This is a genomic window from Photobacterium sp. 270122K, assembly GCF_059941365.1.
Genome location: NZ_JBPOEN010000011.1, coordinates 85,039 through 105,489 on the forward strand (window position 1 = coordinate 85,039; position 20,451 = coordinate 105,489).

Consider the following 20,451-nt stretch of genomic DNA (forward strand, 5'->3'; position numbering starts at 1 on the left):
GCAAAGTATGCTGACGCAACTGAGAGAAATTGTTGAAAAGGTGGCCAGTGCCCCAAGCCTTCTTGATGCGCTTGACCAGTTAGTGGTGAGTACGTGTCAGGCGATGAAAACAGAGTGTTGCTCTGTGTATATCGCCGATCACAAGCGTCGACGCTACACCTTAATGGCAACCAAAGGCTTAAAAAAGCCGTCCCGTTACACGGGCCTTGCGTTCGGCGAAGGGCTGGTTGGGCTCGTGGCCGACAGGGCAGAGCCGATCAATGTCGCCGATGCGCGTCATCATCCCAATTTTAAGCGTCTCCCGGGCACGGGAGAGAACGCGTTTCACTCGTTTTTTGGTACACCGATCATCCACCAGCGTCAGGTGCTGGGGGTCTTGGTGATCCAACAGCGTGAGCAGCGTGAGTTTAATGAGGGCGAAGAATCCTTTATGGTGACCTTGGCCGCTCAGCTCGCGGTGCTGCTGGCCCATGCCAAAGCACAGGGGATGTGGCCAGATCAACACAACGGTTTACACTTGCAAGGCTCAGCGGCGTCGACAGGCGTGGCGGTTGCCCGTGCATGGTGGGACGATAACCAACCGCGATTGGAGTTGGTTGCACCTGCCTCCTGTTTAGATCGAGAGGCGGAACAAGAACGTTTGAGCATTGCCATTGAACTGGCCAGTGCCGAGTTTCGCCGTCTGCGTAAACGCTTTGATAGCGAACTGCAAAAAGACACCCTCGCCATTTTCGACCTGTTCAGCCATTTGTTGAATGATCCCATGCTCCGCAAAGATCTGTTTGGCAAGGTGGCACGCGGCGATTTGGCCGAGTGGGCGATCCGCCAAGTGGTGGAGACGTATTCAGCCCGCTTTACCAACATGAAAGACGAATACCTCAAAGAGCGCGCGCAAGACATTCGCGAGTTGGGGCAACGTCTGCTGTATTTCCTCTACAACGAAGACGCGACTGAGCACCAGTGGGATGAACCTGTGGTGTTGCTGACCCGTGAATTGACCGCCGCCATGCTGGCCAGCGTGCCGCGCGATAAGCTCGCAGCGGTGGTATCGCAAGAAGGGGCCGCGAACTCGCATGCGGCGATCCTTTCTCGTGCGTTGGGGATCCCCGCCATCATGGGGGTGGATTTTGTGCCAGAGAAAATTCATGCCTGCCAAGTCATTGTGGATGGCTATCGTGGTGATTTGCTGGTTAACCCGAATCGCCATGTGCTGGCGGAATACACCCGTTTATTACGCGAAGAAAATGAGTTGGCGAAAGTGGTGGAAGTGGGCTTGGATAAGCCGGCTGCAACCCGCGATCAACAGCGCATCAACGTGTTTCTCAATGCCGGCCTCAGTGCCGACACCAGTATTGCGGTGAACCGCGGTGTGGATGGTGTGGGGCTCTACCGTACTGAAGTGCCTTTTTTGCTGCAGCGCAGTTTTCCCTCAGAAGAAGATCAAACCCAGCAATACCAAGCCATTTTATCGACGTACCCCAATAAACCGGTGGTGATGCGTACGCTGGACATTGGGGGGGATAAACCATTGCCGTATCTGGCGATTGAAGAGGATAACCCGTTCCTTGGTTGGCGTGGGATCCGCTTCACCCTCGACCACCCCGAAATTTTTCTGATCCAAGTGCGTGCCATGCTGCGAGCCAGTATTGGGCATGACAACATGGACATTTTGCTGCCGATGATCTCCGGTATTGCTGAGCTTGATGAGTCGATGTTGCTCATTGAACGGGCTTATGCGGAAGTGGCCAACGTGGCTGAAGCGAAAGGCCACACTCTGCGTCGGCCACGGATTGGGATCATGATTGAAGTCCCGTCCATTTTGTATCAGTTACCGGTTCTGAAAGGACGGGTTGACTTTATTTCTGTTGGCAGCAACGACTTAACCCAATATTTACTGGCGGTTGATCGGAACAATGCACGGGTTGCCGGTGTCTATGATGCACTGCACCCTGCGGTGATCCATGCGCTTAAGCACATTATCACGGTGAGTCAGCAATTGCAGATCCCCGTCAGTGTGTGTGGTGAGTTGGCCGGTGATCCGATCGGGGCATTGCTTTTGGTCGGAATGGGCTATCGCTCGCTCAGTATGAACACCCGTAATGTCGCCAAAATCAAATACATCCTTCGCCATATTTCACTGGCAGAGATGGAAGAACTGGCGCAGTATGCACTGTCAGCCACGTTTGCTGATGAAATTCGGACCCAAACAACGGCCTTCGTCGATAGCCATGGATTGGGTGGCTTAATCCGTGCGGGTAAATAGAACATCATGGTAGACATGTGGAACAGCGTCATGGCCGGTGAGGCTGTGTACAGCAATGCGCTGTGGGCGTTTGCGTTTTGTTTGGGGCTCGGCGCCGTGGTCGGTGTGTTAGCCGGTCTATTGGGGATCGGTGGCGGCTTGCTGGTGGTGCCGGCGTTGGTTTGGTTGTTACCTTTAGCGGGGATTGAAAGCCAACAGGTGATGCACATGGCGTTAGCGACATCGTTGGCCAGTATTGTGATGACCTCCGGTTCTTCGGCACGTAATCACTATCGGTTGGGCAACATCGATTTTGCGGTGGTGAAAAGTCTCGCACCCGGGGTGATTTTGGGCGGCTTAGGCGGCAGTGTGGTGGCTGAGTTGGTACCCAGTGACAGTTTGCCACAAATTTTTGCCATAATTGTGTTACTGCTGGCGGTGCAAATGCTGCTGTCTATGCGCTTTAGCAGCAATCGCCCGTTGCCGGGGGTCGGTAAAACGTTTTGTGCCGGTGGCATCATTGGCATGTTGTCTAGCCTTGCGGGGATCGGTGGCGGCTCGTTAACCGTGCCTTTCCTTAATTGGCACGGCGTGGAAATGCGTCGTGCGATTGGTTGTGCATCGTTTGCCGGTGCCATGATTGCGGTCGCTGGTATGATTGGCTTTATTGCCGCTGGGGTGGGGGATGAAGCGCTGCCTCCACTGAGCATCGGGTATGTGTACGTGCCTGCTTTGCTAGGGATTGTATTGACGTCGACCACCACCACTCGGTTTGGTGCGGCGTGGGTGAGTCGATTACCGACCCCGATGCTGAAAAAAATATTCGCGGTTTTCCTGCTGTTTATTAGTGCGAAAATGTTTATGGGATAATGCATCACAGAGACTCCCCTCTGTGTGACAGATTGAGATAAGTAGAATGAGCCAAGGTTTTTTAACGTTCCCGACGATTGATCCTGTATTGATTGAGATCGGGCCGTTGGCCATACGCTGGTATGGCATGATGTATTTATTGGGGTTTGTGTTTGCCATGTGGTTGGCAAACCGTCGCGCGGATAAGCCGGGCAGTGGTTGGACTCGCGATCAGGTCAGCGATCTGTTGTTTGCTGGTTTCTTGGGTGTGGTCTTGGGTGGCCGTATTGGTTATGTCCTGTTCTATAACTTCGACATGTTCCTTGATAACCCATTGTACCTGTTCAAAGTGTGGACGGGCGGCATGTCATTCCACGGTGGCCTGCTGGGTGTGATCACCGCGATGTTCTGGTATGCGCATAAGCATAACCGTACCTTCTTTAATGTGGCCGATTTCATCGCCCCGTTGGTACCGTTTGGTTTGGGCGTTGGCCGTTTGGGCAACTTCATTAATGGCGAATTGTGGGGTCGTACCACGGATGTGCCGTGGGCGATGGTATTCCCAACCGGTGGGCCGCTGCCGCGTCATCCTTCGCAGCTGTATGAATTCTTCCTCGAAGGCGTGGTGCTGCTGATCATCCTGAACGTGTTTATCCGTAAGCCGCGTCCTGCTGGGGCGGTATCGGGCTTGTTCTTGCTCGGTTATGGCAGCTTCCGCTTTATCGTGGAATACTTCCGTGAGCCGGATGCGCAGTTGGGCTTGTTTGGCGGTTGGATCAGCATGGGCCAAATCCTGTCGCTACCGATGGTGATCGCTGGTGCCTTGATGCTGCTGTGGGCGTATAAGTGCCAGCCAAAGAGTAAAGCGGCGTAAGTTTAACTAACGCATTAATGTGTTTGATGAAGGCAGCCTATTTAGGCTGCCTTTTTTTATTTTTGGAGTAGACGGTGGGTTATAAGGGGTTCTTTCGGTAGAATCGACCACAATTATATTTAAGCAGTAATGAAGGCCAGCAGGACATGAAACAGTATTTAGCCCTTTGTCAGCGCATTGTTGATGACGGCGTATGGATTGAGAACCAGCGCACCGGTAAACGTTGCCTGACCGTGGTAAATGCCGATTTAAACTATGATGTGGCGAACAATCAGTTTCCGCTGATCACCACGCGTAAAAGTTATTGGAAATCGGCCATTGCTGAGCTACTGGGCTATATCCGCGGCTACGATAACGCGGCAGATTTCCGTGCGCTAGGCACCAAAACCTGGGACATGAACGCCAACGACAACACCGCATGGCTGAACAACCCACACCGTAAAGGCCATGACGACATGGGCCGTGTGTACGGGGTACAGGGGCGCAGCTGGCAGAAAGCGGATGGGTCAACCATCGATCAGCTCCGTAAGATTGTCGATAACCTGAGCCAAGGTATCGATGACCGTGGTGAAATCCTGACGTTCTACAACCCGGGTGAGTTCGACATGGGCTGTTTACGCCCTTGTATGCACACACACACGTTTTCGCTATTAGGTGATACTTTGTACCTGACCAGCTACCAGCGTTCGTGTGATGTCCCGCTAGGCCTGAATTTCAACCAAATTCAAGTGTACACCTTGTTGGCACTGATGGCGCAAATCACCGGTAAGAAGCCGGGACAGGCATACCACAAGATCATCAACGCCCACATCTACGAAGATCAGCTTGAACTGATGCGTGATGTACAGCTCACGCGTGAGCCGTTTGCCTCGCCACAGCTGATCATCAACCCGAAGATCAAGTCGCTGGAAGACTTGGAAACGTGGGTGACTATGGATGATTTCGAGGTGGTGGGCTACCAGCATCACGACCCGATCGCTTACCCGTTTTCTGTGTAAGCGTTAGGTATCAGCGATTCGCAATGAAAAAAACGGGAGAGAACAGATGTTCTCTCCCGTTTTTTTGTCCCAAGTTCAGGCTTTAGCTGTCGATGCCTTAAGCCCTAAACGCAAAAAGCCCCGCATAAAGCGGGGCTTTTTATTCTCTGTGTGACAGCGATTAAGCGGTCAGTGCAAGGATAGCACTTGGGATGAAAACGAATACCATACCAATGTAACCTGCGACGGCTGCTTTGCTCTTTGTACCTAGGTCACCTAGGAAGAAAGCGCCCTTCAGTGGAAGTTCACGTAGGAACGGTACACCGAAGATTAAAATCGTTGCCAGCAAGTTGAAGCATAGGTGAACCAGTGCAATCTGTAGTGCGAACACAGCGTATGGACCGGTTACTGCGGTTGCTGCAAGTAGTGCTGTGATACAGGTACCGATGTTAGCACCAAGGGTGAACGGGTAAACGTCACGGACTTTCAGTACGCCAGTACCAACCAGTGGAACCATCAAGCTTGTTGTCGTCGAAGAAGACTGCACCAAGATAGTTACGATAGTACCTGAAGCAATACCGTGTAGTGGACCACGACCAATTGCGTTCTGTAGCATGTCACGTGCACGGCCAACCATTAGCGTACGCATCAGTTTACCCATTGCCGTGATAGCAAGGAAGATAAGACCAATACCCACAGCGATCATGATAATACCCGCTGTTGTGTCGCTCAAGCCGCCCAGTGGCATCTTGATAAGGTCAACACCCGGTGATGTTAGCGCTTTCATGAAATCCATACCGTTCATGCTCAGATCACCCGTCTTCATTAGTGGTGATACTAACCAGCTTGATAGTTTGTCCAATAGGCCAAACATCATTTCTAGCGGTAGGAAAATCGATACTGCCAATAGGTTGAAGAAGTCATGCACGGTTGCACTTGCAAACGCACGACGGAACTCTTCTTTACAACGCGCATGGCCCAAGCTTACCAATGTATTGGTTAGCGTAGTACCGATGTTAGCACCCATTACCATTGGGATTGCCGTTTCAACAGGCAGACCACCAGCAACAAGACCAACAATGATAGACGTTACTGTGCTTGATGACTGAATAAGCGACGTCGCTACCAGACCGATCATCAAACCAGCAATAGGATGAGAAGCAAACTCAAATAACGTTTTAGCTTGTTCACCAACAGAAAGTTTAAAGCCGCCGCTCACAACAGAAACAGCAACAAGTAGAAGGTAAAGCATGAACGCTAGGTTTGCCCAGCGGACCCAACGCATAGAGCTGCTCATAGGCTGTTCAGCAGTAGTGGCTTGGGTAGTCATAATCATTTCTCCGTGACAGGAATATGTCATTAGGGTTTCATTTGTTTGAAATCTGGTGGCGATGGTAGAGATCGAATATTTCAGAAATATGACACTGACTGTCACAAAGTCATTTTGTGATTATTTTGTGAGCTATTGCGGCACTTTGGTGCGTATGGTTTTGTTTGCGATAAATATAAGTGCATGATATTTATAGATTTAGAGAAGGGTGATAAAAAGCGAAATTAGTAGATATTTTTTGCTGCTTTTTGAGGGTTATTTAGTTTTATTTAGCAGGGAGGGCGCAATATGACAGTGAAATCCCTCAAATATGACAGTGAAAAACAGACGGTGCGGTTATAGCTTGTGATTAGGGGTAATACTTCGGTTTTTCCGATCTTTATCTTCTAAACAAACGATTTAACAGTTTGGTGCTGTGACAGCTAAACTAATTTTACATTTTATTTGTGCTATTTGTTTCACGCAAAGGAGTTCCGGTCGATGACCGATGCTATTCGTAAGTTTCTGAAATTAGAGTCTGCTGGTGGGATTATCCTTATCTTCGCGGCTTTGATTGCAATGATTATTGCCAACTCGCCAATGGCGGATTTGTACAACACGACCCTGCATACGTACGTTGCAGGCTTGTCAGTGTCTCATTGGATCAACGATGGTCTGATGGCGGTGTTCTTCCTCTTGATCGGCCTTGAAGTAAAGCGTGAGCTGATTGAAGGGGCATTGAATACCAAAGAGAAAGCCATTTTCCCTGCCATTGCAGCCGTAGGCGGTATGCTGGCACCCGCGCTCGTCTATGTGGCCTTTAACTTTGCCGACCCGATGGCTATTAAAGGCTGGGCGATCCCAGCGGCGACGGATATCGCGTTTGCCTTGGGGATCATGGCGCTATTAGGCAGCCGTGTACCGGTGACACTGAAAGTGTTCCTGTTGGCACTGGCTATCATTGATGACTTGGGTGTGATTGTCATTATTGCCTTGTTCTACAGCAGCGATTTGTCCACATGGGCTCTGGCTGTGGCGTTCGCGGCAACGACAGCCCTCTTTATTATGAATGCGAAAAACGTGACCAAGCTGTCTTGGTATCTGATTGTCGGCGCCATCTTGTGGGTGAGTGTATTGAAATCAGGCGTTCACGCGACCTTGGCCGGTGTGGTATTGGGCTTTGCTATTCCACTATCGGGCAAAGACGGTGGTCACTCAGATGATGAGTCCCCATTGAAGCACTTGGAGCATGTGCTGCACCCGTATGTCGCCTTCTTTATTGTGCCGGTCTTCGCGTTTGCCAACGCCGGTATTTCATTGGACGGCGTGTCCATGGAAGGCCTGACTGCGATGTTGCCACTGGGTATTGCATTGGGTCTGCTGATCGGTAAGCCACTGGGTATTTTCACATTCAGTTACGTGGCGGTGAAAGCCGGTGTCGCCAAAATGCCAGAAGGTATTAACTTCAAGCACGTCTTTGCAGTATCGGTGCTGTGTGGTATCGGCTTTACGATGTCTATCTTTATCTCGTCGCTGGCGTTTGTCGGCGCACCAGAAGACTTCAGTACGTATTCTCGTCTTGGGATCCTATTGGGGTCAACGGTCTCAGCCGTTCTCGGTTATGTGTTGCTGAGCCGTACGTTACCAAAAACGGAGGTGTAACATGAAACGCTCTCTTCTTATCCTGTCCATGATGATGTCGTCGCTGGCTGTGGCAGCACCGAATTACGAAAACTGCGGACAAGACAGCAACAGCGAAGTTTGCTTGGCGTATTTTGCCGGATTGAATCAGACTAAGCCGGCACTGGAAACCGCCGCCATGAAAAAAAATGACACCTTCCGTTCTCGTGCACTGGAACAGCGAATGGGAGAGCGTACCCGTAAGATGGAACTGATTGACCAAAAATCCGTTTCATCGACGAAGTAATCGTTTTTTCCCGTATTAATCGGGGAAGACAGTTGAAGCACCCAGAAGCTCAGCGTAAGCTGACTTCTGGGTTTTTTCTTTTTGGGCGACAGGTTACTGTCGCGCGTAAAATGGCAAGGCGATGTCTCATCTAAACTATAACCACCTTTATTACTTCTGGATGGTCTGCAAGCAGGGCTCGGTCACGAAGGCCGCGGACGCTCTGTTTCTTGCGCCTCAAACCGTGACGGGGCAAATCCGCGCGCTGGAAGAGCGCCTCAAAGGCAAACTGACCAAGCGGGTGGGGCGGAATATTGAGCCAACGGAGTTGGGCCAGTTGGTGTTTAAGTACGCCGACAAGATGTTTGATTTGAGCTACGAGATGCTCGATATCGTCAACTACACCCAGCGTGAAAATGTGCTGTTGGAAGTTGGCGTGGCGGATGCGTTGTCTAAGCGCCTTGTCAGCAAAGTGTTGATGGAAGCCTTACCTGAAGATGAACGTATTCATCTACGTTGCTACGAGTCGACGCACGAGATGCTGCTTGAACAGTTGTCCCAGCATAAGTTGGACATGATTTTATCCGACTGCCCGGTGGACTCCAGCCAGAGCCCGGGGTTGTATAGCAAGAAGTTGGGGGAATCGACCATGAGCTTCTTCTGCACCGAGCCGGACAAAGTGTTTAATTTCCCAGCCTGCTTGGAAGAGTATAAGTTGCTGATCCCAGGCCGTCGTACCGCGATGGGCCGTAAATTGCACCATTGGTTCGATCAAATGGGGATCACCCCGAACATTTTGGGCGAGTTTGATGATGCCGCGCTGATGAAAGCGTTTGGCTTGTACCAGAAGTCGATGTTCGTTGCACCGTCGATTTATGCCGCCGAGCTTGAAGAAGGGAGTAACATCCGTGAAGTGAAGCGCATCCGTGAAATTCGCGAAGAATATTACGTGATTTTTGCTGAGCGAATGATCATGCACCCTGCCGTGAAACGGATCTGTGAGGCAGACTTTAGGAAAATGTTTAAATAACGTTGCGTGATCTGCGTGTTTACCTCAAAGATCCCACCATTCGGCTAGAAAACCCTGCGTAAATTAAGTACATTAGCATTAACTTAATTGAGAGAGGGTCGCCGGATGGAACTCGAACGCATGGCGAAAAATGCCCCAAAGGCCGTCGCCCTGCTCAAAGCCATGGCCAATGAGCGGCGTTTATTCATTCTGTGCTATTTGCTGGAAGAAGAAATGTCGGTCGGGATGATGAGCGAGAAGCTGCAGTTGAGCCAGTCGGCGTTGTCACAGCATTTAGCGTGGCTACGGCGTGATGGGCTGGTTACTACCCGTAAAGAGGCGCAGACCGTTTACTATCGGCTGAAAAGCGATGAAGTGAGAGCGATGATTCAATTGCTACACAGTATGTACTGTGGAGCGCCTGAGGCGTAGGCCGGCAGGGAGCGACAATACGCTGAGTCGAGAGACAGAAACAGCAGACATAAAAAAACCGGCCTAGGCCGGTTTTTTTATCTAAATCAGAGTTCTAATTAAAGAGCTTTGATTTTAGCAGCTAGACGAGCTTTGTGACGTGCAGCTTTGTTAGCGTGGATCAGGCCTTTAGTAGCCATGCGATCCATAACAGGTTGCATATCAGCGAAAGCTTGTGTAGCAGCTTCTTTGTTGCCAGCTTCAATAGCTGAAACTACTTTCTTGAAGAAAGTACGCATCATAGAACGACGGCTAGCATTGTGCTGGCGACGTTTTTCTGAAGTAAGCGCACGTTTCTTAGCAGATTTGATATTTGCCAAGGGTATAACTCCAAAACTTGGTGCGGTGACAATTTAAGGCCGAGGACTATGCCTCTAAAACCGATCATTGTCAAATGATTTGTGCAAATAACCGCCTAACCAATTGAATTGGCACTTGCGGAATAACACGGTTAATATGGCGACAGATTTTACCAGCATTTAGCCTCGGAAGTCACCTTTTGGGGCCATCTTTATGAGGTTTTTTTTGTGAGCAAGCGTCTTTTGCGTTCAGGGCTGATTGTCAGCACCATGACATTGGTCTCTCGAGTGCTCGGTTTGGTACGCGATGTGGTGGTAGCGAACCTCATGGGAGCGGGGGCTGCGGCCGATGTTTTCTTCTTTGCAAACAAGATCCCGAACTTTTTGCGGCGGTTATTTGCTGAAGGCGCGTTCTCGCAAGCCTTTGTTCCGGTCTTAACGGAATACCATGCCGCTGGCGACATGGATCGTACCCGCCAACTGATTGCTCGTGCATCGGGCACATTGGGTGTGATTGTCACCATCGTGACGTTATTGGGGATTCTTGGTTCGGGTGTGGTGACCGCATTGTTTGGCGCCGGGTGGTTTATTGACTGGCTCAATGATGGTCCAGCCGCGCCAAAATTTGAATTGGCGAGCTTATTGCTCAAAATCACCTTCCCGTATTTGTGGTTCATTACCTTCGTGGCACTGTCAGGCGCGATCCTGAACACGTTAGGCAAATTTGCCGTTTCTTCTTTTACGCCTGTGTTTTTGAACGTCGCCATCATTGGCTGTGCATGGTTCTTAGCACCGCAATTGCCGCAACCCGAAATCGGTTTGGCGATCGGTGTGTTCCTCGGCGGCCTAATCCAGTTTTTATTCCAGATCCCTTTCCTATATAAGGAGGGAATGCTGGTAAAACCGAAATGGGGTTGGCGTGATCCTGGTGTGGTAAAAATTCGCACCCTGATGATCCCGGCACTGTTTGGGGTATCAGTGAGTCAAATCAACCTGTTATTGGACACCTTCATTGCCAGTTTCCTGGCTACGGGGTCGATTAGTTGGTTGTACTACTCTGACCGTTTGTTGGAGTTTCCGCTTGGCCTGTTTGGTATTGCCATCGCGACTGTGATTTTGCCGGCGTTATCGCGCAAGCATGTGGATCAAAATCCGGCGCATTTCGCTCAGACCATGGACTGGGGCGTGCGCATGGTGCTATTGCTGGGCTTACCGGCGATGCTTGGCTTGATGGTATTGGCCAAGCCGATGCTGATGGTGTTGTTCATGCGCGGTGAGTTTACGCCAATGGATGTGGAAAATGCCTCGTTGTCGTTATTGGCTTACGCCTCCGGCTTGCTGAACTTCATGTTGATTAAAGTGCTGGCGCCGGGTTATTACGCCCGCCAAGATACCAAGACGCCTGTGAAGTACGGCATCATTGCCATGAGCACCAACATGGTGTTTAACGCGATTTTCGCGTACTTCTACGGTTATGTGGGCCTTGCGATGGCCACTTCCCTGTCGGCGTTGGTGAATGCTGGCCTGCTTTACCGTGGTTTGCATATCGCTGGCGTTTACAAGATCAGTAAAGCGACCTTGGCCTTTGTGGGGCGTTTAGTGGTCGCGGGCGTAGTGATGGTCGTGACCTTGTTGCAAGCCTTGCCGGCGATGAGCCAATGGCTGGAATGGTCATTGTTGCATCGAGCAGCGTGGTTAGCCGGGCTGATCGGCATCGGTGCTGGCGCATACTTGTTTGCAGTGTTGATTCTGGGCATTCGTCCGCGACATCTGCGTGCTGCTGTGTAAGACACGGTAATCACTTCACGGTGGCCGGTGAGTTTTCAGGTTGGTTTTGAGTAAAAGCCTGCCTAAGAAAAAGCCAGCAAGCCGCCGTGAGGTGATTCAGATTGGTATGATGGGTTGAGAGTAGTATATAATCCGTCAGTTTTTCACTCTGCGATAATGAACATGACGCATGGAATTGATCCGAGGAATACATAATATCCAACCCCAGCATCGCGGTTGCGTGCTGACGATTGGTAATTTTGATGGTGTGCACCTGGGCCACCAGGCGGTTTTACGTCAGGTAATGGCAAAGGCGGACGCATTAGGCTGTCCCGCGACAGTCATGAGCTTTGAGCCCCAGCCTCAGGAGCTGTTCGCAGGTGATAACGCCCCCGCACGGTTAACCCGCTTTCGTGACAAATATTTACAGCTTAAGCAGATCGGCCTCGATCGTTTTCTGTGTGTGAATTTTAATCACCATTTTGCACGCCAAACGGCAGAAGATTTTGTCCACCGCTTGTTGGTTGAGCAATTGGGTGTTAAGTTTCTGGTAGTTGGTGATGATTTCCGCTTCGGTCAAGGCCGCAAGGGGGATTTCGCCATGCTAGAAGCGGCCGGTAAGCGCTATGGCTTTACTGTCGTCAGTACACAAAGTTTTTGTGTCTCACAGCAACGTGTCAGCAGTACCGCGATTCGTCAGGCATTAGCCGGTGATGAATTGGCACTGGCTGAGTCCATGCTAGGGCGTCCATTTGCAATCAGTGGGCGCGTCTCTCATGGGCGGAAACTTGGGCGAACGATCGGCTTTCCGACCGCAAATGTTCCGCTCAAGCGCCGGGTATCTCCGGTGTCCGGCGTCTATGCTGTTGATGTATATGGCGTAGCAGCAACCCCGCTACCCGGTGTTGCTAATGTTGGTCGTCGACCAACCGTCAACGGTGTCCGCCGCCAGTTGGAGGTACACCTGTTTGATTTCCAATCTGATCTTTACGGGATGCAGATTGAGGTCGTGCTACGTCATAAGTTGCGCGACGAAATAAAGTTTGAATCATTTAGTGCACTACAAGCACAAATCGAACGTGATGCCCAGTCAGCACGGGTGTGGCTGACTGAGCGTAATAATGTCCAACTTCGCCCAAGTAACGGAATCGAGAATCAATGAGTGACTATAAAGATACCCTGAACCTGCCTGAAACAGGGTTTCCGATGCGAGGCAACCTAGCTCAGCGTGAGCCTGCAATGCTTAAGCGTTGGTATGATGAAGATCTTTACGGTGAAATTCGTAAAGCCAAGAAGGGTAAAAAATCCTTCGTACTACACGATGGCCCTCCCTATGCCAACGGTGATATTCATATTGGTCACGCGCTAAACAAGATTCTTAAAGACATTATTATTAAGTCAAAGACTCTGTCTGGCTTTGATGCACCGTATGTACCGGGTTGGGATTGCCACGGTCTACCGATCGAATTGATGGTAGAAAAGAAAGTGGGCAAGCCAGGCCAGAAAGTAACCGCGGCTGAATTCCGTGAAAAGTGCCGTGCTTATGCAGCCGGTCAGGTCGAAGGTCAAAAAGAAAGTTTCATGCGCCTGGGTGTACTGGGTGAGTGGGACAAACCTTACCGCACGATGGACTTTGGTACGGAAGCGAACATCATTCGCTCTCTGGGCAAAATTGCCGATCAAGGCCACCTACTAAAAGGCTTTAAGCCGGTTCACTGGTGTACAGACTGTGGTTCTGCACTGGCTGAAGCGGAAGTGGAATACAAAGACAAAGTCTCTCCGTCTATCGATGTACGCTTTAAAGCGGCAGACGAAGCAGCCGTACTGGCTAAATTCGCGTTGACGGAAGGCCACGAAGGTCATGGTGATATCTCTATCGTGATCTGGACAACGACGCCTTGGACACTGCCTGCAAACCGCGCGGTCTGTCTGCGTGATGATCTGGAATATGTTCTGATCCAAGTTGAAGCGTCTCCTGAAAACGGACAACAGCCTGAGCGTATCATCGTTGCCGCTGAATTGGCGAAAGACCTGATGGATCGTGCCGGTATCGAGCACTTCCACAATCTGGGCTTCACCAAAGGTGCCGATCTTGAATTGGTTCAGTTCAACCACCCATTCTACGATTTCACAGTCCCTGCGATCCTTGGCGATCACGTGACCACTGATTCGGGTACGGGCGTGGTACACACTGCACCTGGCCACGGTCAGGAAGACTTCGCGGTGGGTCAGAAGTACAACCTAGAAGTAGCAAACCCAGTGGGTTCTAACGGTGTTTACTTGTCTGATACACCGTTGTTTGCCGGTCAGCACGTGTTCAAAGCGAACGACGCGGTGGTTGAAACGCTAAAAGAACATGGCGCATTGATGCACCACCATGCTTATGAGCACAGCTACCCACACTGCTGGCGCCACAAAACGCCAATCATCTTCCGTGCAACACCACAGTGGTTCATCTCAATGGATCAAGCGGGCTTGCGTGCGAAAGCATTGGAAGAGATCAAAGGCGTACAGTGGATGCCTGAATGGGGCCAGAGCCGCATCGAAAGCATGGTAGAAGGCCGTCCAGAATGGTGTATCTCACGTCAGCGTACGTGGGGCGTGCCAATCGCACTGTTCGTTCACAAAGAAACACAAGAGCTGCACCCGAACTCACCAGAGCTGATTGAAAAAGTCGCGAAACTGGTTGAACAGAAAGGCATTCAGGCATGGTGGGATCTTGATCCTGCTGAGCTAATGGGCGAAGCCGATGCAGCGAACTACGAGAAAGTACTCGACACCCTAGACGTATGGTTCGACTCAGGTGTGACACACTTCTCTGTGGTTGATAGCCGTGAAGAATTCAACGGCGCGAGCGCGGATCTGTACCTAGAAGGTTCGGATCAGCACCGTGGTTGGTTCCAGTCATCGCTAATTTCATCGGTAGCGATGAAAGGTGTGGCACCGTACAAGCAAGTACTGACACACGGTTTCGTGGTAGATGGCCAAGGCCGTAAGATGTCAAAATCTATCGGTAACGTTGTGGCACCAAAAGATGTAACCAACAAGCTGGGTGCTGACATCCTGCGTCTATGGGTGGCATCAACGGACTCAACAGGCGAAGTGGCTGTATCTGATCAGATCCTAAACCGCAGCGCTGATGCGTACCGTCGTATCCGTAACACCGCACGTTTCTTGCTGGCAAACCTAAACGGCTTCAACCCTGAAACCGATATCGTACCAGTAGAAGAGATGGTAGCGCTGGACCGTTGGGCTGTTGGCCAAGCGAAAGCCGCACAAGAGGCTATCGTTGCCGCGTACGGTGATTACAACCTACACACAGTGACACAGCGTTTGATGCAGTTCTGTTCTGTTGAGATGGGTTCATTCTACCTCGATGTGATCAAAGACCGTCAGTACACCGCGAAACGTGGTGGCCACGCGCAGCGCAGCTGTCAGACCGCGCTATACTACATCGTAGAAGCGTTGGTACGCTGGATGGCACCAATCATGTCGTTCACTGCAGATGAAATCTGGAACGATATGCCGGGTCAGCGCGACAAGTTCGTGTTCACTGGCGAGTGGTATGAAGGTCTGTTTGAACTGTCTGATGACGAAGCACTGAACAACGAATTCTGGGCTGAAATCCAGAAAGTACGTGGTTCAGTGAACAAACTGCTAGAAGCAGCGCGTAGCGAGAAAGTGATCGGCGGTGCATTGCAGGCAGAGTTGACCTTGTCAGCGACACCAGCATTGGCAGAAAAACTGCGCCTATTGGAAGACGAGCTACGCTTTGTATTGCTGACCTCGAAAGCCGATGTGGTTGTGGTTGAAAGCCAACCTGAAGGCGCGCAAGCGACTGACGTTGAAGGTTTGTTCGTGACCGTTAAAGCCTCTGAAGCGGCGAAGTGTGACCGTTGTTGGCACCACGTTGCGGATGTCGGCACCATTGCCGGTCATGAAGAAGTGTGTGGCCGCTGCGTGAGCAACGTAGACGGTGACGGCGAAGAGCGTAAGTTTGCCTAATGACCAAGTTATCGCCTGAAAACGGGATACCGCTGAAACGCTCTGGCGTGCGCTGGCTTTGGCTAGCCGCGCTGGTGTTCATCATTGATATCGCCAGTAAGTTTCTTGTCATGCACAACATGGAATACGGTTGGCCAAACCGTATTGAACTGTTGCCGTTCTTCAACTTGCTGTATGTGCACAATTACGGTGCTGCATTTAGCTTTTTGAGTGATGCGGGTGGCTGGCAACGTTGGCTGTTTACGGCGATAGCCTTGGGGGTATGTGGCATGTTGACGTACTGGATGCGTAAACTGCCTGCGACCCACAAACTGGCCAATGTCTCTTATGCGTTGATTATCGGTGGTGCACTGGGCAACTTGTTTGACCGTATGTACCACGGTTTTGTGGTGGATTTTCTGGACTTTTATGTTGGGAATTACCACTGGCCCGCCTTCAATATTGCCGACATGGCAATTTGTATCGGCGCTGGCTTGATCATTCTGGAAGGCTTTTTGTCTGACAGAAAGAAGCAAACCGTGAAGCACTGATCCACACCGCGTGAAAACCCAAAGCGCCGTCCGTTGATACGGGCGGCGCTTTGTTGTTAAATGGACGTAACAAAACCGTCTTTCGACTCACCATCATGAAGGGATCCCACATGTCAGTCATTACGGAACGCAGTGAAGTACTTATGCATTTTGCCATCAAACTTGCCGACGGCTCGGTGGCCGACTCGACGCAAGCGAGCGGGCGGCCGGCAAAATTTCGGATGGGTGATGGCAGTTTGACCGTCAACTTTGAGAAGTGCTTGTTAGGGCTTGCCAGCGGGCAAAAAAGCCAATTTGAGTTGGCGCCGGAAGATGCATTTGGCCTGTCTAATCCCGACAATATTCATCACCTGGATCGGGCGAAGTTTGGGGCTGAAGCGCCGGCAGAAGTGGGTAACATCATTGCGTTCGCGGGCCCGGATGGGCAGGACATTCCAGGGATCATCACCGATGTAACGGGAGAGTCGGTGACCGTCGATTTTAATCATCCTCTCGCTGGACAGCGTGTAACGTTCGACGTTGAAGTTGTCGCAATTGAAAATGAAGAGCTGTAAGTCATGAAAATCTTACTCGCAAACCCGCGGGGTTTCTGTGCCGGTGTTGACCGAGCGATCAGTATTGTAGAGCGTGCGCTGGAACTGTATCAGCCGCCGATTTATGTCCGTCATGAAGTAGTGCATAACCGCTTTGTCGTGGAAGGGCTGAAACAGCGCGGCGCGATTTTTGTTGAAGAACTGCATGAAGTGCCCGATGACAATATCGTGATCTTCTCTGCACACGGTGTATCGCAAGCGGTACGCAATGAAGCCAAAGCCCGCCAGCTAACGGTGTTTGATGCGACTTGTCCGCTGGTAACCAAAGTGCATATGGAAGTGGCGCGCGCCAGTCGTCGTCATATGGAAGTGGTGTTGATTGGCCACGCGGGTCATCCTGAGGTGGAAGGCACCATGGGGCAGTACGCCAGTGATATCGGCGGCATGTATTTGGTTGAAAAACCAGAAGACGTCGCCACGCTGACCGTGAACGATCCAAGCAACCTGCATTACGTGAGCCAAACCACCTTATCGGTGGATGAAACGGCGGATGTGATTGATGCACTGCGCCAGACATTCCCTGAGATCCAGGGGCCACGCAAAGACGATATCTGTTACGCGACCCAAAACCGTCAAGATGCGGTGCGTGAAATGGCAGAAAGCGTGGATGTGATGATTGTGGTGGGGTCGAAAAACTCGTCCAACTCGAACCGCTTGCGTGAACTGGCTGAAAAGCTCGGTACACCTGGGTATCTGACGGACTGTCCGGAAGATGTGGATGCGCAGTGGTTTACTGGCAAAGCCCGCATTGGTATCACCGCTGGCGCGTCTGCGCCGGAAGCGCTGGTTAACCAGATCATTGCACGTATTCAAACTCTGACTGGCGCTTCAGTGGAAGAGCTTAGTGGTCGTGAAGAAAATATGTTCTTCGAAGTGCCGCGTGAGCTGCAGGTGAAGAATCTCTAATATCGAGCCTAGCATCTCGAACCGTAAAGCACGCCCCTCACAGCGGGCAGAACAGCACCCTGTACGTGATTGTGCAACCGGTTAATTATGCCTCATTGAAAGCCCTGGCCTTGCCAGGGCTTTTTTTATTGCCGTCAACAAGCTACATTGGGGCAAAGTGAAACACATACTCAACTAAGGGAGAACTTACCCCATGGTAAGAATTGCGATTGCTGGTGCAGCGGGACGCATGGGTCGCCAGCTACTCAAAGCCACCCATTTGTCAGAGCACGCGGCATTAGGAGCAGCCACAGAGCGTTCAGAGTCGACGTTGGTGGGAGCGGATGCGGGTGAACTGGCTGGGATTGGTGCCGTATCGGTAGCGATTGTGGATGATCTGGCGAAAGCCGCAGATGACTTTGATGTCTTGATCGACTTCACCGCACCCGTGGCGACATTAGCCAATATTGCGTTTTGCCAGCAGCACGGTAAGAAAATCGTGATTGGTACCACCGGATTCTCGGAAGAAGAGCGTGCGCAGATTGATGCTGCTGCTGCTGTGATGCCCGTGGTAATGGCCCCTAACTACAGCGTAGGCGTGAATTTGGTCTTTAAGCTGTTAGAAAAAGCGGCCAAAGTGATGGGGGATTACTGCGATATCGAGATCATCGAAGCCCACCACCGCCACAAAGTGGATGCCCCTTCGGGTACCGCGATCGGGATGGGTGAAGCCATTGCTGGCGCGATGGGAAATAAGCTCAGTGATGTCGCGGTGTATGCCCGTGAAGGGATCACCGGTGAGCGTAGCCGTGATGAAATCGGCTTTGCCACGATCCGTGCGGGTGACATTGTCGGTGAACACACCGCCATGTTTGCCGATATTGGTGAGCGTGTTGAAATTACCCATAAAGCCACTGATCGTATGACCTTTGCCAATGGAGCCGTTCGCGCCGCCATTTGGCTCAATGACAAGCCAGCCGGCTTCTATACCATGCAAGATGTGCTGAGTTTAGATCAACTCTAACGCATAACCGGTCAAAAACGCCGCATTATCGATACCCCTTTCTCGAATATCGCCAAGGGGTATCCTTTTTTCTTGTTATTCCCCTCTCAAATCTTCCATGAATAAACAGTGAATATAACTGCCGTGCTGCAGCGTGTGTTTACCTGTGTTTCTGCGCGAGAAAAACACGCGAAAAACCCTTGTTTTTGTCTTGTTTGTTTTCGATCTAGCCTTTAGCGATTAAAATAATCACTTAACTTGCTTTTATTTTGTGTTTTTATGTGTGTTGATTGCTTTTTGTTTTTGCGTGTTTTGCGCAAACGATAAAATTTTGAATGGTGAAAATTGCGGCACTATAATGCTGGGTTTTCTTGTGGTTTTTGGGACTTAGTGGTGTTTTGGTGGCTAACGGCTTATAAATAAATTTATTTTTAGCCGAATTATTGACAGCGCAAACGGTCGCCTCTAAAATGCGCGCAATTTGTCAAAAATCTTCTTGTTGTGATGTTTGACATGGTATTGAATGGGTAATTGCAAGTTTATCTGTTTCTGTTGCATTTTTATTTATTTTGGAGGTTGTCTTGAGCAAATCAGCGCTGTTAGTCCTGGAAGATGGGACAGTGTTCCGCGGCGTGTCCATTGGGGCAGATGGTTCGGCCGTTGGTGAAGTTGTTTTTAATACCTCTATGACGGGGTATCAGGAAATTCTCACTGATCCCTCTTATTCTCAACAGATTGTGACACTTACTTATCCCCATATTGGCAACACCGGCACCAATGCCGAAGACGAAGAATCCTCCTCTATCCATGCGCAAGGCTTGGTTATCCGCGATCTCCCGCTCATTGCTTCTAATTTCCGCAGTGAACAGTCCCTTTCTGATTACCTTAAATCTCAAAACATTGTCGGCATCGCTGACATCGATACCCGTAAACTGACCCGTCTATTACGCGAAAAAGGGGCACAGAACGGCTGTATCATTGCAGGTAACAATCTGGATGAAGCATGGGCACTGGCACAAGCGCAAGCCTTCCCAGGTTTGAAGGGTATGGATTTGGCCAAAGAAGTGACCACGGCGGAAACGTACACGTGGAAACAAGGCTCATGGACACTGGAAGGTGGTTTGCCAGAAGCGAAAGATGACAGCGAGTTGCCATACCACGTTGTCGCGTATGACTTTGGCGCGAAACGCAATATCCTGCGCATGCTGGTTGACCGTGGTTGTCGCCTGACGGTCGTACCGGCACAAGCGTCAGCGGAAGAGGTGCTTGCACTGAACCCGAACGGTGTCTTCCTTTCGAATGGCCCGGGTGACCCTGCGCCATGTACGTACGCCATTGAAGCGACCAAAGTGTTCCTGGAAAAAGGCCTGCCGATTTTCGGTATCTGTCTGGGTCACCAAATTTTGGCACTCGCCAGTGGTGCTGAAACCGTAAAAATGAAGTTCGGTCACCACGGTGCAAACCACCCAGTGAAAGATCTTGAGCGCAATGTCGTGATGATCACCAGCCAGAACCACGGTTTTGCTGCTGATGAAGCGACCCTGCCTGAGAATCTGCGTGCAACGCACAAGTCATTGTTTGATGGTTCGCTACAAGGTATTCACCGTACCGATAAGCCTGCATTTAGTTTCCAAGGGCACCCAGAAGCAAGCCCGGGTCCGCACGATGCAGCCCCACTGTTTGACCATTTTATCGACCTCATTAAGCAGCACAGCGCCTAAGCCGGAGTAGT

Annotated in this window: 18 protein-coding genes; 16 read left to right on the top strand and 2 right to left on the bottom strand. The window is 50.8% G+C overall.

Going from position 1 to position 20,451, the window contains the following annotated elements:
- Nucleotides 1–7 precede the first annotated feature (7 nt).
- From ptsP to ACSF8W_RS18720, 4 genes are all read left to right on the top strand, one after another.
- Nucleotides 8–2,263, top strand: coding sequence for a phosphoenolpyruvate--protein phosphotransferase (ptsP, locus tag ACSF8W_RS18705; protein WP_500848676.1), 2,256 nt, complete (start codon nucleotides 8–10; stop codon nucleotides 2,261–2,263).
- A gap of 15 nt (nucleotides 2,264–2,278) precedes the next feature.
- A complete protein-coding gene (locus ACSF8W_RS18710; protein WP_500848760.1) occupies nucleotides 2,279–3,112 on the top strand; it encodes a sulfite exporter TauE/SafE family protein in 834 nt (277 codons plus the stop codon).
- A gap of 46 nt (nucleotides 3,113–3,158) precedes the next feature.
- The gene (lgt, locus tag ACSF8W_RS18715; RefSeq protein ID WP_500848677.1) at nucleotides 3,159–3,965 is read left to right on the top strand and encodes a prolipoprotein diacylglyceryl transferase; all 807 of its coding nucleotides are present in this window, start codon (nucleotides 3,159–3,161) and stop codon (nucleotides 3,963–3,965) included.
- 146 nt (nucleotides 3,966–4,111) lie between these two features.
- A complete protein-coding gene (locus ACSF8W_RS18720; protein WP_500848678.1) occupies nucleotides 4,112–4,963 on the top strand; it encodes a thymidylate synthase in 852 nt (283 codons plus the stop codon).
- A gap of 160 nt (nucleotides 4,964–5,123) precedes the next feature.
- Here the strand turns inward: ACSF8W_RS18720 and ACSF8W_RS18725 are convergent, their stop codons facing one another.
- Complete coding sequence (locus tag ACSF8W_RS18725) at nucleotides 5,124–6,272, bottom strand: Na/Pi symporter (protein ID WP_500848679.1); 1,149 nt, start codon at nucleotides 6,270–6,272, stop codon at nucleotides 5,124–5,126.
- Nucleotides 6,273–6,752: 480 nt separating this feature from the next.
- Here ACSF8W_RS18725 and nhaA point away from each other — a divergent pair, with 480 nt between their 5' ends.
- The 4 genes from nhaA to ACSF8W_RS18745 all read left to right on the top strand — a co-directional run bounded on the left by nhaA (nucleotide 6,753) and on the right by ACSF8W_RS18745 (nucleotide 9,598).
- Nucleotides 6,753–7,913, top strand: a complete 1,161-nt coding sequence (gene nhaA / locus ACSF8W_RS18730; protein ID WP_500848680.1) for a Na+/H+ antiporter NhaA — start codon at nucleotides 6,753–6,755, stop codon at nucleotides 7,911–7,913.
- Nucleotide 7,914: 1 nt separating this feature from the next.
- Nucleotides 7,915–8,178 (top strand): hypothetical protein, encoded by a 264-nt coding sequence (locus tag ACSF8W_RS18735; RefSeq protein ID WP_500848681.1) that lies wholly within the window; start codon nucleotides 7,915–7,917, stop codon nucleotides 8,176–8,178.
- A gap of 121 nt (nucleotides 8,179–8,299) precedes the next feature.
- Complete coding sequence (gene nhaR / locus ACSF8W_RS18740) at nucleotides 8,300–9,187, top strand: transcriptional activator NhaR (RefSeq protein WP_500848682.1); 888 nt, start codon at nucleotides 8,300–8,302, stop codon at nucleotides 9,185–9,187.
- A gap of 105 nt (nucleotides 9,188–9,292) precedes the next feature.
- On the top strand, nucleotides 9,293–9,598 hold the full coding sequence (locus ACSF8W_RS18745) for an ArsR/SmtB family transcription factor (protein ID WP_500848683.1): 306 nt from the start codon (nucleotides 9,293–9,295) through the stop codon (nucleotides 9,596–9,598).
- A 98-nt stretch (nucleotides 9,599–9,696) separates the two neighbouring features.
- Here ACSF8W_RS18745 and rpsT read toward each other — a convergent pair whose 3' ends face one another.
- Nucleotides 9,697–9,957 carry a 30S ribosomal protein S20 gene (rpsT, locus tag ACSF8W_RS18750; RefSeq protein WP_500848684.1) on the bottom strand — a complete coding sequence of 87 codons (261 nt, stop codon included), beginning with the start codon at nucleotides 9,955–9,957 and terminating at the stop codon, nucleotides 9,697–9,699.
- A 207-nt stretch (nucleotides 9,958–10,164) separates the two neighbouring features.
- Here rpsT and murJ point away from each other — a divergent pair, with 207 nt between their 5' ends.
- From murJ to carA, 8 genes are all read left to right on the top strand, one after another.
- Nucleotides 10,165–11,724, top strand: a complete 1,560-nt coding sequence (gene murJ / locus ACSF8W_RS18755) for a murein biosynthesis integral membrane protein MurJ (RefSeq protein ID WP_500848685.1) — start codon at nucleotides 10,165–10,167, stop codon at nucleotides 11,722–11,724.
- A gap of 169 nt (nucleotides 11,725–11,893) precedes the next feature.
- Entirely contained in the window at nucleotides 11,894–12,865 is a 972-nt protein-coding gene (gene ribF / locus ACSF8W_RS18760; RefSeq protein WP_500848686.1) for a bifunctional riboflavin kinase/FAD synthetase, read from the top strand.
- Nucleotides 12,862–15,708 carry an isoleucine--tRNA ligase gene (gene ileS, locus ACSF8W_RS18765; protein ID WP_500848687.1) on the top strand — a complete coding sequence of 949 codons (2,847 nt, stop codon included), beginning with the start codon at nucleotides 12,862–12,864 and terminating at the stop codon, nucleotides 15,706–15,708. The genes ribF and ileS overlap by 4 nt, the downstream gene beginning before the upstream one ends.
- A complete protein-coding gene (gene lspA / locus ACSF8W_RS18770; protein WP_500848688.1) occupies nucleotides 15,708–16,238 on the top strand; it encodes a signal peptidase II in 531 nt (176 codons plus the stop codon). The genes ileS and lspA overlap by 1 nt, the downstream gene beginning before the upstream one ends.
- 110 nt (nucleotides 16,239–16,348) lie before the next feature.
- On the top strand, nucleotides 16,349–16,792 hold the full coding sequence (fkpB, locus tag ACSF8W_RS18775) for an FKBP-type peptidyl-prolyl cis-trans isomerase (RefSeq protein ID WP_500848689.1): 444 nt from the start codon (nucleotides 16,349–16,351) through the stop codon (nucleotides 16,790–16,792).
- A 3-nt stretch (nucleotides 16,793–16,795) separates the two neighbouring features.
- The gene (gene ispH, locus ACSF8W_RS18780) at nucleotides 16,796–17,737 is read left to right on the top strand and encodes a 4-hydroxy-3-methylbut-2-enyl diphosphate reductase (protein ID WP_500848690.1); all 942 of its coding nucleotides are present in this window, start codon (nucleotides 16,796–16,798) and stop codon (nucleotides 17,735–17,737) included.
- 193 nt (nucleotides 17,738–17,930) lie between these two features.
- The gene (dapB, locus tag ACSF8W_RS18785) at nucleotides 17,931–18,740 is read left to right on the top strand and encodes a 4-hydroxy-tetrahydrodipicolinate reductase (RefSeq protein WP_500848691.1); all 810 of its coding nucleotides are present in this window, start codon (nucleotides 17,931–17,933) and stop codon (nucleotides 18,738–18,740) included.
- A gap of 560 nt (nucleotides 18,741–19,300) precedes the next feature.
- A complete protein-coding gene (gene carA, locus ACSF8W_RS18790; RefSeq protein WP_500848692.1) occupies nucleotides 19,301–20,440 on the top strand; it encodes a glutamine-hydrolyzing carbamoyl-phosphate synthase small subunit in 1,140 nt (379 codons plus the stop codon).
- Nucleotides 20,441–20,451: the final 11 nt, after the last annotated feature.

Coding starts and splice junctions, on each gene's coding strand:
- ptsP (WP_500848676.1), top strand. CDS start 8: ATGCTGACGCAACTGAGAGAAATTGTTGAAAAGGTGGCCAGTGCCCCA.
- ACSF8W_RS18710 (WP_500848760.1), top strand. CDS start 2,279: ATGTGGAACAGCGTCATGGCCGGTGAGGCTGTGTACAGCAATGCGCTG.
- lgt (WP_500848677.1), top strand. CDS start 3,159: ATGAGCCAAGGTTTTTTAACGTTCCCGACGATTGATCCTGTATTGATT.
- ACSF8W_RS18720 (WP_500848678.1), top strand. CDS start 4,112: ATGAAACAGTATTTAGCCCTTTGTCAGCGCATTGTTGATGACGGCGTA.
- ACSF8W_RS18725 (WP_500848679.1), bottom strand. CDS start 6,272: ATGACTACCCAAGCCACTACTGCTGAACAGCCTATGAGCAGCTCTATG.
- nhaA (WP_500848680.1), top strand. CDS start 6,753: ATGACCGATGCTATTCGTAAGTTTCTGAAATTAGAGTCTGCTGGTGGG.
- ACSF8W_RS18735 (WP_500848681.1), top strand. CDS start 7,915: ATGAAACGCTCTCTTCTTATCCTGTCCATGATGATGTCGTCGCTGGCT.
- nhaR (WP_500848682.1), top strand. CDS start 8,300: ATGTCTCATCTAAACTATAACCACCTTTATTACTTCTGGATGGTCTGC.
- ACSF8W_RS18745 (WP_500848683.1), top strand. CDS start 9,293: ATGGAACTCGAACGCATGGCGAAAAATGCCCCAAAGGCCGTCGCCCTG.
- ribF (WP_500848686.1), top strand. CDS start 11,894: ATGGAATTGATCCGAGGAATACATAATATCCAACCCCAGCATCGCGGT.
- ileS (WP_500848687.1), top strand. CDS start 12,862: ATGAGTGACTATAAAGATACCCTGAACCTGCCTGAAACAGGGTTTCCG.
- lspA (WP_500848688.1), top strand. CDS start 15,708: ATGACCAAGTTATCGCCTGAAAACGGGATACCGCTGAAACGCTCTGGC.
- fkpB (WP_500848689.1), top strand. CDS start 16,349: ATGTCAGTCATTACGGAACGCAGTGAAGTACTTATGCATTTTGCCATC.
- ispH (WP_500848690.1), top strand. CDS start 16,796: ATGAAAATCTTACTCGCAAACCCGCGGGGTTTCTGTGCCGGTGTTGAC.
- dapB (WP_500848691.1), top strand. CDS start 17,931: ATGGTAAGAATTGCGATTGCTGGTGCAGCGGGACGCATGGGTCGCCAG.